Here is a 15,512-nt window from a genome sequence, read left to right as displayed (position 1 = left end):
TCAACGCTACGCGCAGCGGTAGTTCAGTCGGTTAGAATACCGGCCTGTCACGCCGGGGGTCGCGGGTTCGAGTCCCGTCCGCTGCGCCATATTCGGTAACCTGGAACACTGAACGCCAGGTCACCACGAAAAGCCCGCTCAACGCGGGCTTTTTGCTGTCTGGGGTTTACCCAGTGCTTGAATGAAAAAAGCGGCCCTTGGGGCCGCTTTTTTCGTTTGTGCGCCTACTGCTCGGCGTTGCGACTATGGCGGTAGTCGCTGACGGCCTCGTACACCGACTTGCGCAGGCGGTTGATGCCGCCGATGGGGCGATGGGCTTCCACGCCGAACCAAGGGTTGAACGATTGGTTGTCGCAGGCGAGGTTCTGCGCCGGAGTGTCGAAATCCTGGGCGGGAATCGTCACTCGCGCCACGGTTTCGAAGGGCGCGTCCGCTTCCTTCCATTCGATACTGGTGTCTTCGATCGGCATGAAACGGTTCGGATCCTGACGCTGGATCTGCAGGACGAAGCATGCAGGGGCGCGGTCCGTGGACAGTTGCTGGACCAGGGCGCTGCGCAGGAAGTTGGGCAGGTCCTGGTTCTGTGCCGGCAAATTGTAGGTCGGGCAGCTATCTGGGTCCGGCATCACCCGGAACTTCGCGTTGGCCTTGCCGAACTTGTAGGGCGAGACCGAGAAGTAGGTGGTCTGGGTCGGGCTGGCCGGTGCTGGCGCCAGGGTCGCCAGGGCGATGAACAAATGGCGGACCTGCCAGGTGCGCGGGTCCCAGGCGGGGAAGAAGGCGCCGACTTTCTTGCCGTCGGCCTGGGCCGCGATGTTCTGCTGGTACTCGGCCACGTCGCTGACGAAGAAGTTCGGATGGTTGAACATCACGAAATCCTGTTCCTGGCGCGCTGCCTCCGAAGCCATCAACTGCCGTCCGGGGACCTCGTGCAGCTTGAGCGCCATGCCTCGCGCATCGCGAATGCTGTCGAACTGCGGGTAGGCATTGCCATTGGACAGGCGCACCGTGGCCTGCCAGGTTTGCCCCGGGTTGGCGAAGACCCCCTGGCGTAGTTCCGGGGCCAGGTCCTTGAGCACCTGGACTTCGGCCCTCACGCAGCCATGGGCCTTGGCATGGGCGTCGCGCAGGTAGCGAGTGCCCTCGCGATGCTGGTCGACGATACGCACGGCGGTCTGGATGATGTCCTGGGTGCGCGCCGCCTCGTCTGCGGGAATCTGTTCCTGTGCGGCGACCGGGCCGCGGTGCTGCCAGGCGAACCAGATACTGGCCAGGGCCCAGCCCGAGAGGCCGAGCACCAACGACAGCAACAGCAGCTTGCCCAGTAGCGCGCCCAGGCGCAGCCAGAGCCGGCCCGGCAGGGAAGGGCGTTTGCTTGCAAGATCGAGTTTCATGGCAGTTGCGACTCCAGCGGTCCGCCCAGCACTTTCAGGTATTCCAGCAGCGCCCAGCGCTCCTCAGGCTGCAATAGCGGGCCTATGACTCCATTGCCCCGCTGGCCAGCGCGGAATTCGTGGCCACTGTTGTGGTTGCCGCTGATTCGGGTATCGAATTCGAAGCCGTTCTTGAACGCTTCCGGGCGATAGCCCAGGTGCTTGGGGTCGTACTCGAAGGTCCCGCGGTAGAAGGTCGTTGCGCGTTCCGACTGGGGTGACAGGAGTTGATAGAGGTTGGGCACCGAACCGTTGTGCAGGTAGGGCGGTGTCGCCCAGACTCCGGCCAGCGGACGGGCCTTGTAGGCACGCAGTTCGCGTACACCGATCGGCAGGCCGTAGCCATCCAGCCTTGGGCGTTCCTCGGGCGTGACCTGGGCATCGCGATAGGCGCGCTCCTCGACGAAAGCAGTGATGTATGCCAGGCCCTTGGCGGCCGACATCTGCCGCAGGTCCAGGGGCTCGGTGGGGGCCGGATGCAGCTCGACGTTTGATTTGGCCAGCTCGGCGGTGTCCCATTGCAGGGCGCTCAGGTCATAACGCAGGTCGGCGATGTTGCTGGCCGAGTTGGGGTCGGTGCCGATCACCGAGACCGGCAGCATCTTCAACTGTTGCACCGGTCGGCCGTCGTTCTCGCTGACTGCGGGCACATGGCAGCCGGCGCAGTGGCTGGCGAACAGGGTACGGCCCCTGGCGGCCAGGGGTTTGTCGATATTGCCCAGCAAGGCTTCCGGCCACACAGGTGGCTTGAGGCGTTGCAGGGTTTCCTCGATCTGGTTGAGATCGCGCACGCGCACGCTGGAGGGGTAGCGCGCCTCACCGGTCAATGGCTGGCCGTTGGCATCGAACAGATTCAGGGTCGCGCCCACGCCCAGGGCTTCGCCGATGTTACGGGCCATGGGTTGCTGCGCCGAACCGTTCCATTGCACCCAGTCGAAGGTCCAGATATCCCAGAGTTGTGGATAGTCCACCGGAGCGTTGGCGATCCGGTAGTTGGTCGGGGAGATTGCATCACCGAAGCTGGCGTTGGCGATACGACCGAACGCGTCCGTGCGGCCAGGGCCTTCCTCGGTGGGGTAGAGGCCGCGATGGGTGTCGTTCCAGGCCGTGCGCAGGAAGGTGTCCAGCGATACCTTGAAGTCCTTGCGCAACTGTTCGTGCCGCTGCTCGTAGTCCGGCCCCAGCACCTTGCGGGCGAAGCGTTCGAATTTCCACGGGTTGTAGTAGGTCAGCGCCAGGCTGGCCACCAGGGCCTGGCCGAAGCTGCCGCCGCGCAGGGTCGGCACGCTCGATGGCAGCACATGCTGGGCCGGGCCTCCGTCGATCCGCAGGGCCTGGTGATTGAAGCGCAGCTCGCCGGTGTGGCAGGCCGAGCAGGTAATGTCCAGGTATTGTTCCTGGTTGCCCGGGTTCTGGTGGCGGGCGAACCCTACTGGCAGGTTGCCGGGGTTTTGTGCCGTGGCTTTTTGCCCAGGCTCCACCAGGAAGCCGAAGCGTGCCAGGTATTCGGGATTGGCGAAGGACTGCTCGGAAAAGGGCAGTTCCAGGGCGACGAACCAGTCATAGCGCAGGCCCTTGACCTGGGTGCCCTGGGGCGTGAAGTAATACGCCTGGCGATCCTTTGCATCCCATTGGTCCAGGTAGTGCACTTTTTCGGCAGGTACATAGTCGGGAAGCTTCGGATTGGCGGTGTAGTAGGCGACCACGGCCAGGGCGATGCCGATCAGCACGGCAATCAACAGCAATACACGGTAGATGAGGCGCAAGATGTACTTCCTTGTCGAATTTCGCTTCCTTATGCCTGAGCGCATCTGACGCGGCAAGTAGCCATTACTTGCGCTATGGTTATTCGCGCTCTTTCACACGCCTCGCGATGTATCCGGACGGGGCATATCCCACACCACGAAATGCGTTTGAAGACGTGAACTTATCAGCGGTTTACTGCTCTTATGCCGGTAGCCATTGGTCGTGGCCGCCTGATAAGCTCGCGGCTTTATTCGATTGCCCTTTAGGCGCATGAACAAGGAAATAGCATGAAACAGCATCGGTTGGCGGCGGCGGTGGCCCTGGTTAGCCTGGTACTCGCCGGTTGTGACTCGCAGACCAGCGTAGAGCTGAAAACCCCAGCTCAGAAAGCTTCCTACGGCATCGGCCTGAACATGGGCAAGAGCTTGGCCCAGGAAGGCATGGATGACCTGGATTCCAAAGCCGTGGCCCTGGGCATCGAAGATGCCGTCGGCAAGAAAGAACAGAAGCTCAAAGACGAAGAACTGATCGAGGCCTTTGCCGCATTGCAAAAGCGTGCTGAAGAGCGCATGGCCAAGATGAGTGAAGAGTCGGCCGCCGCCGGCAAGAAATTCCTCGAAGAGAACGGCAAGAAGACTGGTGTGACCACCACTGCTTCCGGCCTGCAGTACGAAGTCCTGAAGAAGGCCGATGGCCCGCAGCCCAAGCCGACTGACGTGGTGACCGTGCATTACACCGGCACCCTGACCAACGGCACCGTGTTCGACAGCTCGGTTGAGCGTGGCAGCCCGATCGATCTACCAGTCAGCGGCGTTATCCCGGGTTGGGTCGAAGGCCTGCAACTGATGCACGTCGGCGAGAAGTACAAGCTGTACATTCCTAGCGACCTGGCCTATGGCGCCCAGAGCCCAAGCCCGGCGATCCCGGCCAATTCGGTGCTGGTGTTCGAGCTGGAACTGCTGGGTATCAAGGATCCGGCCAAGCAAGACAAGCCAGACGCAGCCAAGTAATCTGCTGCAACGTCTGCAACAACGCCCCGTTCTTACGGGGCGTTGTCGTTTCTACAGGCTGGTAATGGTAAAAAATCCGAACTGGCGGCATTGTCGGCAGTCAGAACAGAGGAGCGCCAGCAGCTAGTCGCTGGAGCCTGCCAAGTCAATGAAATTATGGGTTTTTTTATGTGAGTAAAAAACGCCCGATCTGAGCTCAGCCCTTGTGAGACGGGGCTTTCAGCGCTGAAAAGGAGCTCTGTTCACAAGGTTATCCACAATTTGTGTGGATAACATTTCAGTGGGAGTGAAGATGAAAGCACCCTGGAATTTTGCCCGCTTCCTGCCCCTGGCCGCTCGGCTCCTGAGTCGTGGCCGCTTGCCGACGCTGTTGTTCGCCGTGGCGAGCAAGGGCGTTTTCCAGGGCGAGCGCCTGGGCAAGGTCAAGGAAGACCTGCGTCTGTTGCAGGCGTTGTGCCTGGCCTACTGGCGGGGCGAGTACCGAGCGATCAGTCCCAAGGCGCTGCTGTCGGTGGTCGCCGGCCTGATGTACTTCCTCAGCCCGCTGGATGCGATTCCCGATTTCCTGCCGGTGTTCGGCATGCTCGATGACATCGCCGTGCTGGCTTGGCTGATGAAGACCCTGGGCGATGAGCTGGATGCCTTCCGCGCCTGGCGCAATCGCCAGGCCCCGGAAAAGCTGGCGGTAGTGGAACGGCTGCCGGACACCCCCGAACAATTGCGTCTGGAGGGGGCGGGGAGCACCTCCGGTAACGGCCCCGTTACCTGACGACAATCATGCTCTGCGCGACCGCCATCGCTGTTAGGATTACACTTCTAAGGAAAATTCCGACTCGTTAAGTGTCGTAGTCCTACGGGGTGGTGATGGATATCCAGATTATTGAACGCGATGGCGAACCCGAATATGCGGTTCTGCCGTGGGCTCAGTATCAAGCGTTGTTGAAAGCCGCAGGTCTCACCGAAAACGCACCGCAAGCCGCTGCAGTCTCTCAGGCGGCGACACCGGCCCAGAGTCTTCCGGGCCTGGATCAATTACGCAATCTACGCGAAGGGAAGGGCATCGCCATCGAGGCGCTGGCCCGCAAAGTAGGCATCAGCCCGTCCTACCTGGCCTTGATTGAAAGTGGCGAGCGTCAACCTGACGCTGCTATTCGCCGCAGCCTGGCCTGGGAACTGACGGTGCCGGGGTGGAGGGAGCAATCGTGAGTGTAAGGATCAGTCGTCAGCACTGGGATGGGCTGTTGGGTGAGCTGGATCAAGCCCGACGACAACGTCATCTCTTAACCTACCGTGCATTGCTGGAGCGCTTGCAGTTGCCCAGTCCGGCGATGCAGACCCTGACGGCCGCGCTGGAGCACCTGGCCGCCCTGGATGCACGAGCCGAGCAGCCGCTGCGCAGTTCCCTGGTCATCAGCCAGGGGGCCAGCCGCCTGCCGCGTACCGGATTCTTCGAGTGCGTGGAGCGCCTGGGGCGTTTTTCCGGACCTTCCGATGGTGTTGCCGCAGCGTCCTGGCATGCCTCGGAAGTGGTGCGAGTGTTCGAGTACGAATATCCCGAATCAGCGGAGGCTTGAATGTTCTGGCGATTCAAGGCGCGGGCCGGCTATTGGCTGGCGCGCCGGTTGTTTCACTGGCCCTGGTTCATCCGCCAGCCCCGTAGCTGGCGCTGGATGGAGGGGCAGTATGCGCGCATGGCCAACCTGGGCGATGTGGGCGCGCAGAGCTTCTATGGCCATATCCTGCTTTTCCGTGGCCAGGGGCTCGGGGCACGGGAGGAGGGGATCCGCCTGTTGCGCCTGGCTGCGTTGGCCGGCGATGCCAAGGCTGCCTACCAGCTTGGGGTGATCAGCCTGGCCGGCTCGGCCAGCAAGGAACCCGATGCTGTCGAAGCGGCTCGCTGGTGGAAACTTTCGGCCCAGGCCGGACATCCCCTGGCCAGCCTCAAGCTGGAGCAGCTAGGTCCGCAGCACTGAGGTTTTCGTTGCGCTGGCGGGCCAGGGCTTCCAGGCTGTCGATCACGTGCACGCTGTAGCCTTGGACGTTCTTGGCATGGTGCTTGGCCTGGGAGGCCAGCTCCGCCAGTTGGCTGGAGTCCAGTTGCCCACAGGCCTGTGGATACAGGTGCACTACGCCGATGGACAGTGACAGCAAGGGGAATTCCTGGCGAATTCCCTGGCGGTTGGGCGCCACGAAGCAACCGGCTTCCAGGTGTTCGCTGCGATAGAAGCGCCGGCACTGGCTGTGAAAGTCGTCCAGCAACTGGTTCAGCCGCTTGCGCCAGTCTTCCGGTCCCAGCACCAGCAAGAAATCATCCCCGCCGATATGCCCGACGAAGTCGCGGCTCGGGTCTACCCGGTCATTCAGGCATTGTGCCAGGCACAGCAGCACCTCATCGCCGCGGCCGTAGCCGTAGATGTCGTTGAAGGGCTTGAAACTGTCGATATCCACATAGCAGATCACCGATTCGCGCCCCTGCTGGAGCAAGCGGGTCAGGCATTGCTGGATGGGGACGTTGCCCGGCAGCAGCGTCAGGGGGTTGGCGTAGCGAGCCTGCTGGATCTTCAGTTCAGTGATCAGCTTGAGCACATCGATCACCCGCCCCAGCCCCAGGTAATGGCCATTGAGGGTGATGATGAAATCTTCCTCGATGCGTTGCCTGGCGCGGCTGGTGATCAGTCGGCTGACCTGTTGCAGCGACTGGGTCAGCTCGACGGCCAGGAAGTCGTCGTTCATCAGCCGGCTGATGGGCTTGCGGGCGAACAGGTCGGTAGCGAATGGCTTGAGCAGGGCATCGGAAAGCGAATGTCGGTGGACGATTCCGCAGGGCTGGCCCTGCTCGTCAAGAACCGCCAGGGAGTTGAGATTGGCCTGGCGGCGAAAGGCCTCCAGCACGTTGGCCGTGGGCGTGTTGCGTGCCACCGCCGGCTGGTCGTTGAGCAGGGCGCTGAGGTCGCTGCCTTCGTCATTCAAGGCCACGCTGGTGTTGTCGTGCTTGGGCATCATTGCCCAGGCATCCTGGGACGGTTGTTCCTGGGGTCGGCACAGCAGATAACCCTGGACCAGGTCGACGCCCATCTCGGTGAGCACCGCCAGTTCCTCGGCCAGCTCGATGCCTTCGGCGATCACCTTGGCCCGGGAGGCCTTGGCGATCTGCAGGATCGATCCGACGAACTCACGCTTGAGCGCATCCTGGTGGATACCGTCGATGAAATGGCGATCGATCTTCACGTAGTCCGGTCGCAGCTCCGACCACAAGCGCAGACTGGAATATCCGGCCCCCAGGTCATCCAGGGCGATGGAGAAACCCATGTCGCGATAGTGGTGCAGGGCATTCTGCAGCAGTTGGAAGTCGTCGATGGGAGTCTGTTCGGTAAGTTCGATCACCACCTGGCTGGGAGGGATGCCGAAGTCTTGCAGCAATTGCAGGGTGCGCCCGGGTTGGTGGGCGGCTTCCAGCAGGGATTCGGGGGAAACGTTGAGGAACAGCTTGCCAGGCAGCAACTGCTCGCTGAAACGCCGGCAGGCGCTATGGCGGCAGGCGATCTCCAGTTCGCTCAGGCGGCCGGCCTGGCGGGCGACGGCGAACAGGGCGACTGGGGAATGCAGCGGGCTGTTGGAGGGGCCGCGGCTCAAGGCTTCATAGCCGAGGATGCGGCGTTCCGAGAGGGAAATGATTGGTTGGAACAGGCTGTGCAAACCGCTTTGAGCCAGGATTGAACTCAATGCACTGAGCTGTTCGGTCGTGGTCATGGCGATCTCTGTCGATAAAAAAAGGACCGGGTGCGCGTGGCCCCCAGTCCTTTATTTCACGACAGAATGATGACTATTTGATGACGCTCCGAGGAGCGCTCGAATTAAATTGCCATCATCCTCAGTGCTTGGCCACCGAAGTGTTGAGCTTCAGGTAATCCAGCAGGATGCGCCCGGTTTCGCTCAGGTAGGCGTCGTCTTCCGGCTTGGTCTTGTCCGGTTCGGCAGCGGCCAGTGCGTCCTCATCCTCTTTCTTCAGCTCCTTGAGCGGCTCTTCGCCCTTGGCCTTGCGACGGATGTTTTCCAGGGCCAGTTGCTTGGCTTCGATATCGGCATGCTGCGCACGGCGATCGGCTTCGTTGAGGCTCACGGTTTTTTCCGCCATCAGCTTCTGCGCCAGCGCCAGCTTGTCGCGGATGAACACGAATTCCGGATCTTTCGCCGAGCGGCTTTCGTGTTCGGCCTTGAGCTGGGCCAGGAACGGCTTGAACGGATCCATCGCCGGCTTGATGGCCGGGCGGATGGTGTCCCAAGGCATGGCTTCGGGCAGCGCGCTTTCACCGATCTCCTTGGTGTCGATGATCGATGGGTAGCCGATATCCGGCAGCACGCCCTGGTGCTGGGTGCTCTGCCCGGAAACCCGGTAGAACTTGGCCAGGGTCAGCTTCAGCTCGCCATGGTTGAGCGGCTGGATGGTCTGGACCGTACCTTTGCCGAAGGTCTGGCCGCCGATGATCAACGCGCGATGGTAGTCCTGCATGGCGCCGGCGAAGATCTCCGAGGCCGAGGCCGAAAGGCGGTTGACCAGCAGGGCCATCGGGCCCTTGTAGAAGGCACCGGGGTTCTCGTCTTCCAGCACATCCACCCGGCCATCGGCGTTACGCACCAGCACGGTAGGGCCCTTGTCGATGAACAGGCTGGTCAGCTCGGTGGCTTCCTGCAGGGAACCACCGCCGTTGTTGCGCAAGTCGATGACCACGCCGTCGACCTTCTCTTTCTGCAGTTCGGTCAGCAGCTTCTTCACGTCACGGGTGGTGCTCTTGTAGTCCGGGTCACCCGCGCGGAACGCCTTGAAGTCCAGGTAGAAGGCCGGGATCTCGATCACCCCGAGCTTGTAGTCCTTGCCGTCCTGCTTGAGGTTGAGGACCGACTTCTTCACCGCCTGGTCTTCGAGCTTCACCGCTTCCCGGGTGATAGGCACGATCTTGCTGGTCTGGTCGTTCGGCGCATTGCTGGCCGGGATCACTTCCAGGCGCACCAGGGTGCCCTTAGGACCGCGGATCAGCTTGACCACTTCGTCCAGGCGCCAGCCCACCACGTCGACCATTTCCTTGTCGCCCTGGGCGACACCGATGATCTTGTCCGCCGGGGCGACCTGCTTGGTCTTGTCCGCCGGGCCTGCCGGTACCAGGCGCACGACCTTGACCTGGTCGTTGTCGCTTTGCAGTACCGCGCCGATGCCTTCCAGCGACAGGCTCATGTTGATGTCGAAGTTCTCCGCGTTATCCGGCGACAGATAGTTGGTATGCGGGTCGTAGGACATGGCGAAGGTGTTGATGTAGGCCTGGAAGATATCCTCGGCCCGAGTCTGGTCCAGGCGCGCCAACTGGTTCTTGTAGCGCTTGGTCAGGGTTTCCTGGATCTGCTTGGGTTCCTTGCCGGCGATCTTCATCCGCAGCACTTCGTCCTTGACGCGCTTGCGCCACAGGTCGTCGAGTTCGGCGGTGGTCTTGAGCCATGGAGCTTCCTTGCGATCGATCAGCAAGGTTTCCTTGGTGGTGAAGTCGATCTTGTCGACACCCTTGGCCAGTTCCGCCAGGGCGAAGTCGAGTCGGGATTTGACCCGGTCCAGGTAGCGCTTGTAGATGGTGAAGCCTGCGTTCAGGTCACCGCTCTTGAGGAAGTCGTCGAACTGGGTTTTCCACCTGTCGAACTCTGCGATGTCGCTGGCCAGGAAGTAGCTGCGCGATGGGTCCAGCAGCTTCAGGTAGCTGTCGTAGATGATGACCGAGCGTGCGTCGTCCAAAGGTGGCTTGCTGTAGTGATGACGCTTGAGCAGTTCAACAACATTGAGGCTGGCAATTACCTCATCGCGATCAGGCTGTAGCTTGTCCCAGCTATTGGCTGCGAGCGTAGTGGTCGACATCGGCAGTAGGCCGAAACCAATGAAAAGAGCGAGGGCGGTGCTGGGGAACAGATGCTTCATGCTGATTCGACGCGGGGGCAATTGATAACGCATATTAGGCCGTCTTAGAAGTCGCCGGTTCCATCAGGGCCGGTCGCATAATGCAAAAAGCCCGGTGCTATAACCTCCGGGCTCAGTCCAGACTCACTATGGAGGCACTGTGAAAGCATTGCAAGGCGTTGAAGGTCATGTGGAGTGGGTTGAAGAGCCAAGCCCGACTTGCGATGCGGGCCAGGTTCGTATTCGCGTGGCCGCCGCCGGCCTGAATCGGGCCGACCTGCTGCAGCGCGCGGGGCTCTATCCACCGCCGGCCGGGGCCAGCCAGGTGCTGGGGTTGGAATGCTCCGGGGTGATCAGTGAAGTCGGCCCGGGTTCGTCCTGGAAAATCGGTGATCGGGTCTGTGCGCTGTTGGCCGGTGGCGGCATGGCCGAGGAAGTGGTGGTCGATGCACGCCATGTGCTGCCGGTGCCCGAGGGGTTGTCGCTGGTCGAGGCCGCGGCGTTGCCGGAAGTCTATGCCACGGCCTGGCTGAATCTGTTCCAACTGGCGGCGCTCAAGCCCGGAGAAAAGGTGCTGCTGCACGCCGGGGCCAGTGGGGTCGGCTCGGCGGCGATCCAGCTGTGCAAGGCCTTCGGCAGTCCGTGCTGGGTCAGTGTCGGCTCCGCCGAGCGCCTGGCCTACTGCGAAAAACTGGGTGCCCAGGGGGGCGTGATACGCACCGATGGCCTGGATGCACTGCGGGATTTCGCCCCCTTCGATGTGGTCCTGGACCCGGTGGGAGCTGGCTACGCGGCCGATAATCTCAAGCTGCTGGCCCTCGATGGGCGTTGGGTGCTGATCGGCCTGATGGGCGGGCGCGAGGCGCAACTGGACCTGGCCAAGGTGCTGGCCAAGCGGATCCAGCTGCTGGGTTCGACCCTGCGCAGCCGCAGCGATCAGTTCAAGGCCGACTTGCTGAGCGATCTGGGCCAGAACGTCTGGCCGCTGTTCGGCGATGGGCGCCTGAGCCCCCAGTTGGCCAGGACGCTCCCGATCGAGGATGCCGAAGCCGCATTCGCCGAACTGGCCACCAATCAGGTATCGGGCAAGCTGGTCCTGGTGATCGACTCGGCATTGGCATGACCATCTGCGGGAGCTGGCCCACGGCCGGTTCCCGCAGGCATTGCGGTCATTTCCAGTGGTGGATCGGCCAGCCGGCCTGCTGCGCATGCTCGCGCAGTACCGGATCCGGGTTGACCACCTGGGGATGATCCACTCGCAGCAGCAATGGCAGGTCGTTGCGCGAGTCGGAATAGAAGGTCGCGCCCTTAAGGCTTTCCTGTTCGGTTTCCAGCCATTGCAGCAACCGGGTGATCTTGCCCTCGCGGTAGGTCAGGGTGCCCAGGGTATTGCCGGTATAGACGCCGTTGAGCACTTCCAGCTCGATCCCCAGTACTTCATCGATGCCCAGGCGCTGGGCGATCGGCTGCACCAGGTGGGTGCCCGAGGCCGAGATCACCAGGATCCGGTCGCCGGCCTGGCGATGGGCGGCCAGGGTCTTGCAGGCATCACTGAAGATGATCGGCTCGATCACGTCCTCGACCCAGGGCTCCACCAGGTGGGCCACATCCTCCGGGCTGCGCCCGGCCATGGGCTCGAGGCTGAACGCCATGAATTCCTCCATGGCCAGCTTGCCATGGCTGTAGGCGTCCATCAGCTCGTTGTTGCGGCGCATGAACGACTCGCTGTCGACCCAACCCAGGCGCCCCATCTGCTCGCTCCAGAGGGTGGCGCAGTCGCCGTGGATCAAGGTTTCGTCCAGATCAAAAATTGCCAGGGCCATCAGTGCAGTTCTCTCCGAGAACAGCTTCAAGCTATAAGCTTCAAGCTGCAAGAATTGGATTTAGGTGCTTAGCGGTCTATCTATAACTTGAAGCTCGCAGCTTGAAGCTTGTCGCTGCCGTCAAGCTACCTCACACAGGGCGCTCGGATCGATAGATAACGCCAGGCGCTGGCCATTGGCGTGCAGGTCGGCAGCCGAACGGTTGAGCACATCCACCACCAGTTCCACGCCGTGGGCCTCGACCCGATAGCGGATGACGTTGCCCAGCAGGCTGTGGCCACGGATCAGCGCGTCCGGCTGGCCGTCCTTGCGCAGCTCGATGGCCTCGGGACGAATGGCGATGCGCCCGCTCACCGGACGCTGTAACAGCTTGCTGGCGCTCTCGGCGTCCAGGAGGTTGTAGTTGCCGATGAAGCCGGCGGCGAATGCATCCACCGGCGCGGTGTACAGGGTCTCGGCATCGCCACTCTGGACGATCTGGCCCTGGTTCATCAGGAAAATCCGGTCCGACAGGGTCAGCGCTTCTTCCTGGTCATGGGTGACGAAGATGGTGGTCAGGCCCAGTTCCTGCTGGATATTGCGGATTTGCTCGCGCAGGTGCTTGCGGATCCGCGCGTCCAGTGCCGACAGCGGCTCATCCAGCAACAGCAGGCGCGGCCGGGTCACCAGGGAACGGGCCAGGGCCACGCGCTGGCACTGGCCGCCGGAGAGCTGGTGTGGGTAGCGGCTGGCGAAGTCCTTGAGCTCCACCAGTTGCAGGGCTTCACTGACGCGCTTGTGGCTGTCGTCGGCGTTGACCTTCTGCATGCGCAGGCCGAAGGCGACGTTCTGTTCCACGGTCATGTTGGGGAACAGCGCATAGCTTTGGAACACCATGCCGATCCCGCGTTTCTGCGGGCTCAGGGGCACGATATCCTGGCCGTCGAGGAGAATCTTGCCGGCATCCACCGGAGTCAGCCCGGCGATGCAGCGCAGCAGGGTGGACTTGCCGCAGCCGGAGGGGCCCAGCAGGGTGACGAACTCGCCCTTGTGGATCTGGCAGTTGATATCGCTGAACACCGTGGTGCCCGCGTAGTGCTTTTGCAGGTGTTGCACGTCGACGAAGCTCATTGGCTCTTGTCCCTGTTCAGGATGTTGGCGGCCCAGGTCAGGACCAGCACGAAGAAGAAGTAGGAGATCACCAGGGCGCTGGTGAAGTGGCCGCTGCTGTTGCGCATGTTGTTCAGGTATACCTGCAGGGTTTCGTAGCGGGTGCCCACCAGGATGTTGGCGAACACGAACTCGCCGAACAGGAACGAGAAGGACAGCAGCAGCGCCACCATCAGGCCCTTGCGCAGGTTCGGCAGGACTACCAGCAAGGCCGCCTGCCAAGTGCTGGCGCCCAGGAGCTGGGCGGCGTCCATCAGGTCCCGCAGGTTGATCGCCTGCAGGTTGTTGGTGATGGCCCGGTACATGAACGGCAGGGCCACGGTGAAGTAACAGCCGATCAGGATCCACGGCGTGCCGACCATGGCCAGGGGGCCTGAGCCGTATAACTGCAGCAGGCCCACCGAGGACACCACCGGCGGCACCGCGAAGGGCAGCAGGATCAGGATGTTCATCAGCGCATCGAGCTTGGGAAAGTGGTAGTGCACCACGAACAGCAGCGGCAGGATCAGCACCACCGACAAGGCCAGGGCACCGACGCAGACCAGCAGCGACTGGCCGAAGGCCGCGAGAAAGCGCGGGTCGCTCCACAGCTGCAAGTACCACTTGAAGGTGAAGCCGCTGGGCAGGATGGTCGCCGACCAGCTGCTGGCGATGGAGTAGACGAAGGTCCCCAGCAGCGGCAATAGCAGGATGGCGAACAGCAGCCAGACCACGAACCGGTGGTAGAGGGCGACGGAGCCAGGTTCAGCGCGAGACATGGTAGCTCCTCTTGAGCAGCAACTGATGGACGATGGTCACCAGGGTCATCAGCGCCACCAGCACCACCGCCAGGGCGCTGGCCATGTTCGGGTCCAGGGAAATGTCCCCGGAAACCATGGCCGCGATGCGGATCGGCAGGACGTTGAAGTTGCCGGTGGTCAGGGCATAGACCGTGGCATAGGCGCCCAGGGCGTTGGCCAGCAGGATCACGAAGGTGCCCAGCAGCGCCGGGGTCAGCACCGGCAGGCCGATATGCCGCCAGAACTGCCAGCCGCTGGCGCCCAGCAGGGCGGCGGATTCGCGCCAGTCTTCGCGTAGTGCGTCGAAAGCCGGGTACAGCAACAACACCCCAAGCGGGATCTGGAAGTAGGTGTAGAGGATGATCAAGCCGGTCTTGGAGTAGAGGTTGAAGTCCTGGATGACCCCCGACTGCTTGAGCATGATGGTGATGGCACCGTTGAAGCCCAGCAGGATGATGAACGCGAAGGCCAGGGGCACGCCGGCGAAGTTGCTGGTCATGTTGGCGAAGGCATTGACGAAGTTGCGCAGCCTGGAGTCGACCCGGCGCAGCGAGTAGCTACCCAGCACGGCGATGATGATGCCGAACACGCTGGACCAGAAGCTGATCTCCAGGCTGTACTGGATCGCCTGCAGGTAGAACTTCGAACTGAAGATCTTGTTGAAGTTGGCCAGGCCCCAGCCGAACTCCTCGGACTGCAGGCTGTTGATCAGCACCCACGCCAGCGGGGCCAGCTGGAACACGATGAAGAACAGGGCGAAAGGCACCAGGCACAAGGCCGCCAGCCATTTGCCACGGGTCACTGAATTCACTTCAACAGCTCCCGGCAGAAGGGTTTGTCGTGGGGTACGCCGAGCAGTTGGCAAATGGTGCCGCACAGTTCGGTCTGCTTCGGTGTGGCCCCGGGATCGAGGCTGAAGGCCCCGCCGATGACGAACAGCGGCACCTCCCGTTCCTCGGGCAGCAGGCCATTGTGCGAACGATCGGCGTTCATGCCGTGGTCGGCGGTCACCAGCACCTGGTAGCCGGCGTCGAGCCAGCCTTGCAGGTAGTCGGCCAGGATGATGTCGGCCGAGCGTGCGCTGTTGCGATACTGGGCGCTGTCCAGGCCGTGCTTGTGGCCGGCGTCGTCGATGTTCATCGGGTGCACCAGCAACAGGTTGGGAGCGTGGCGCAGGCGCAGGTCCTCGGCATCGGCGAACAGGTGGGAGTCGGGGTAGTGGTCGCTCCAGTAGAAGTGGCCGTACTGGATCGGCAACTCAGGGGCGACGGTGTGCCGGTCTCGCGCTGCATTGAACGGCGTGCGGTTGTACAGCTCGCTGATCCAGTGGTAGGCGGCAGCGGCGGTTCCCAGGCCGGCGGCCCGGGCGTAATGGAACAGGCTGCGCTGGGTGGACAGGCGCGAGACCTGGTTGTGCACGATGCCGCTGTCGATCGGCGGCACCCCGGTGAGGATGCATTCGTACAGCGGGCGGGACAGTGCCGGAAGCTCGCATTCCAGTTGGTACAGCGCTGCGCGTCCTGCGCCGACATAGGCTTGAAGATGTCCCATGGCGTGGCGGGCGACCTGGTGATTGAGGCCGTCGAGCACGACAAGGATGACGTTGTGTGACATGGGGCAAGGGCTCCGCAAGACCG

At 62.4% G+C, this 15,512-nt stretch carries 15 protein-coding genes and 1 tRNA gene; 7 read left to right on the top strand and 9 right to left on the bottom strand.

Features of this window, described 5'->3' with window-relative positions; genetic code table 11:
* Positions 1 to 12: 12 nt before the first annotated feature.
* Positions 13 to 89 (top strand) — tRNA-Asp (locus C4K40_RS22710).
* A 135-nt stretch (positions 90 to 224) separates the two neighbouring features.
* Here C4K40_RS22710 and C4K40_RS22705 read toward each other — a convergent pair.
* Both C4K40_RS22705 and C4K40_RS22700 read right to left on the bottom strand, forming a co-directional pair.
* Positions 225 to 1,394 (bottom strand): catalase family protein, encoded by a 1,170-nt coding sequence (locus C4K40_RS22705; RefSeq protein ID WP_053133299.1) that lies wholly within the window; start codon positions 1,392 to 1,394, stop codon positions 225 to 227.
* Complete coding sequence (locus C4K40_RS22700) at positions 1,391 to 3,199, bottom strand: di-heme-cytochrome C peroxidase (RefSeq protein WP_172681650.1); 1,809 nt, start codon at positions 3,197 to 3,199, stop codon at positions 1,391 to 1,393. The genes C4K40_RS22705 and C4K40_RS22700 overlap by 4 nt, the downstream gene beginning before the upstream one ends.
* Before the next feature lie 267 nt (positions 3,200 to 3,466).
* Between C4K40_RS22700 and C4K40_RS22695 the strand changes: the two genes are divergently transcribed.
* From C4K40_RS22695 to C4K40_RS22675, 5 genes are all read left to right on the top strand, one after another.
* Positions 3,467 to 4,189, top strand: a complete 723-nt coding sequence (locus tag C4K40_RS22695; RefSeq protein WP_053133296.1) for an FKBP-type peptidyl-prolyl cis-trans isomerase — start codon at positions 3,467 to 3,469, stop codon at positions 4,187 to 4,189.
* Between the two features lie 292 nt (positions 4,190 to 4,481).
* On the top strand, positions 4,482 to 4,958 hold the full coding sequence (locus tag C4K40_RS22690; protein ID WP_053133293.1) for a YkvA family protein: 477 nt from the start codon (positions 4,482 to 4,484) through the stop codon (positions 4,956 to 4,958).
* Between the two features lie 95 nt (positions 4,959 to 5,053).
* Positions 5,054 to 5,395, top strand: a complete 342-nt coding sequence (locus tag C4K40_RS22685) for a helix-turn-helix transcriptional regulator (RefSeq protein ID WP_031320291.1) — start codon at positions 5,054 to 5,056, stop codon at positions 5,393 to 5,395.
* Positions 5,392 to 5,763 (top strand): hypothetical protein, encoded by a 372-nt coding sequence (locus C4K40_RS22680; protein ID WP_003179080.1) that lies wholly within the window; start codon positions 5,392 to 5,394, stop codon positions 5,761 to 5,763. The genes C4K40_RS22685 and C4K40_RS22680 overlap by 4 nt, the downstream gene beginning before the upstream one ends.
* A complete protein-coding gene (locus C4K40_RS22675; protein WP_022640192.1) occupies positions 5,764 to 6,162 on the top strand; it encodes a hypothetical protein in 399 nt (132 codons plus the stop codon).
* Here the strand turns inward: C4K40_RS22675 and C4K40_RS22670 are convergent.
* Both C4K40_RS22670 and C4K40_RS22665 read right to left on the bottom strand, forming a co-directional pair.
* Complete coding sequence (locus tag C4K40_RS22670; RefSeq protein ID WP_022640191.1) at positions 6,131 to 7,939, bottom strand: bifunctional diguanylate cyclase/phosphodiesterase; 1,809 nt, start codon at positions 7,937 to 7,939, stop codon at positions 6,131 to 6,133. The two genes, C4K40_RS22675 and C4K40_RS22670, sit on opposite strands and share 32 nt — an antisense overlap.
* Positions 7,940 to 8,060: 121 nt before the next feature.
* Positions 8,061 to 10,145 carry a carboxy terminal-processing peptidase gene (locus C4K40_RS22665; protein ID WP_164485038.1) on the bottom strand — a complete coding sequence of 695 codons (2,085 nt, stop codon included), beginning with the start codon at positions 10,143 to 10,145 and terminating at the stop codon, positions 8,061 to 8,063.
* A 139-nt stretch (positions 10,146 to 10,284) separates the two neighbouring features.
* On the opposite strand from C4K40_RS22665, the gene C4K40_RS22660 reads away from it, so the two are divergent.
* Entirely contained in the window at positions 10,285 to 11,247 is a 963-nt protein-coding gene (locus C4K40_RS22660) for a zinc-binding dehydrogenase (protein WP_053133290.1), read from the top strand.
* A gap of 46 nt (positions 11,248 to 11,293) precedes the next feature.
* Here C4K40_RS22660 and C4K40_RS22655 read toward each other — a convergent pair whose 3' ends face one another.
* From C4K40_RS22655 to C4K40_RS22635, 5 genes are all read right to left on the bottom strand, one after another.
* Positions 11,294 to 11,947: an HAD family phosphatase gene (locus tag C4K40_RS22655; RefSeq protein ID WP_022640188.1), complete on the bottom strand. Its 654-nt coding sequence runs from the start codon at positions 11,945 to 11,947 to the stop codon at positions 11,294 to 11,296.
* Positions 11,948 to 12,067: 120 nt separating this feature from the next.
* Complete coding sequence (locus C4K40_RS22650; RefSeq protein ID WP_053133287.1) at positions 12,068 to 13,057, bottom strand: ABC transporter ATP-binding protein; 990 nt, start codon at positions 13,055 to 13,057, stop codon at positions 12,068 to 12,070.
* On the bottom strand, positions 13,054 to 13,854 hold the full coding sequence (locus C4K40_RS22645; protein WP_053133284.1) for an ABC transporter permease: 801 nt from the start codon (positions 13,852 to 13,854) through the stop codon (positions 13,054 to 13,056). Before C4K40_RS22645 ends, C4K40_RS22650 begins: the two co-directional genes overlap by 4 nt.
* Positions 13,841 to 14,686, bottom strand: a complete 846-nt coding sequence (locus C4K40_RS22640) for an ABC transporter permease subunit (protein ID WP_022640185.1) — start codon at positions 14,684 to 14,686, stop codon at positions 13,841 to 13,843. Before C4K40_RS22640 ends, C4K40_RS22645 begins: the two co-directional genes overlap by 14 nt.
* On the bottom strand, positions 14,683 to 15,489 hold the full coding sequence (locus tag C4K40_RS22635; RefSeq protein ID WP_022640184.1) for an alkaline phosphatase family protein: 807 nt from the start codon (positions 15,487 to 15,489) through the stop codon (positions 14,683 to 14,685). The genes C4K40_RS22640 and C4K40_RS22635 overlap by 4 nt, the downstream gene beginning before the upstream one ends.
* Between the last annotated feature and the right edge of the window lie 23 nt (positions 15,490 to 15,512).

This window comes from Pseudomonas sp. CMR5c, from assembly GCF_003850545.1.
Lineage (GTDB): Bacteria > Pseudomonadota > Gammaproteobacteria > Pseudomonadales > Pseudomonadaceae > Aquipseudomonas > Aquipseudomonas piscis.
This window is presented reverse-complemented; position numbering and strand designations above follow the sequence as displayed.

Coding starts and splice junctions, on each gene's coding strand:
- C4K40_RS22675 (WP_022640192.1), top strand. CDS start 5,764: ATGTTCTGGCGATTCAAGGCGCGGGCCGGCTATTGGCTGGCGCGCCGG.
- C4K40_RS22650 (WP_053133287.1), bottom strand. CDS start 13,057: ATGAGCTTCGTCGACGTGCAACACCTGCAAAAGCACTACGCGGGCACC.
- C4K40_RS22655 (WP_022640188.1), bottom strand. CDS start 11,947: ATGGCCCTGGCAATTTTTGATCTGGACGAAACCTTGATCCACGGCGAC.
- C4K40_RS22695 (WP_053133296.1), top strand. CDS start 3,467: ATGAAACAGCATCGGTTGGCGGCGGCGGTGGCCCTGGTTAGCCTGGTA.
- C4K40_RS22685 (WP_031320291.1), top strand. CDS start 5,054: ATGGATATCCAGATTATTGAACGCGATGGCGAACCCGAATATGCGGTT.
- C4K40_RS22670 (WP_022640191.1), bottom strand. CDS start 7,939: ATGACCACGACCGAACAGCTCAGTGCATTGAGTTCAATCCTGGCTCAA.
- C4K40_RS22705 (WP_053133299.1), bottom strand. CDS start 1,394: ATGAAACTCGATCTTGCAAGCAAACGCCCTTCCCTGCCGGGCCGGCTC.
- C4K40_RS22645 (WP_053133284.1), bottom strand. CDS start 13,854: ATGTCTCGCGCTGAACCTGGCTCCGTCGCCCTCTACCACCGGTTCGTG.
- C4K40_RS22635 (WP_022640184.1), bottom strand. CDS start 15,489: ATGTCACACAACGTCATCCTTGTCGTGCTCGACGGCCTCAATCACCAG.
- C4K40_RS22665 (WP_164485038.1), bottom strand. CDS start 10,145: ATGAAGCATCTGTTCCCCAGCACCGCCCTCGCTCTTTTCATTGGTTTC.
- C4K40_RS22690 (WP_053133293.1), top strand. CDS start 4,482: ATGAAAGCACCCTGGAATTTTGCCCGCTTCCTGCCCCTGGCCGCTCGG.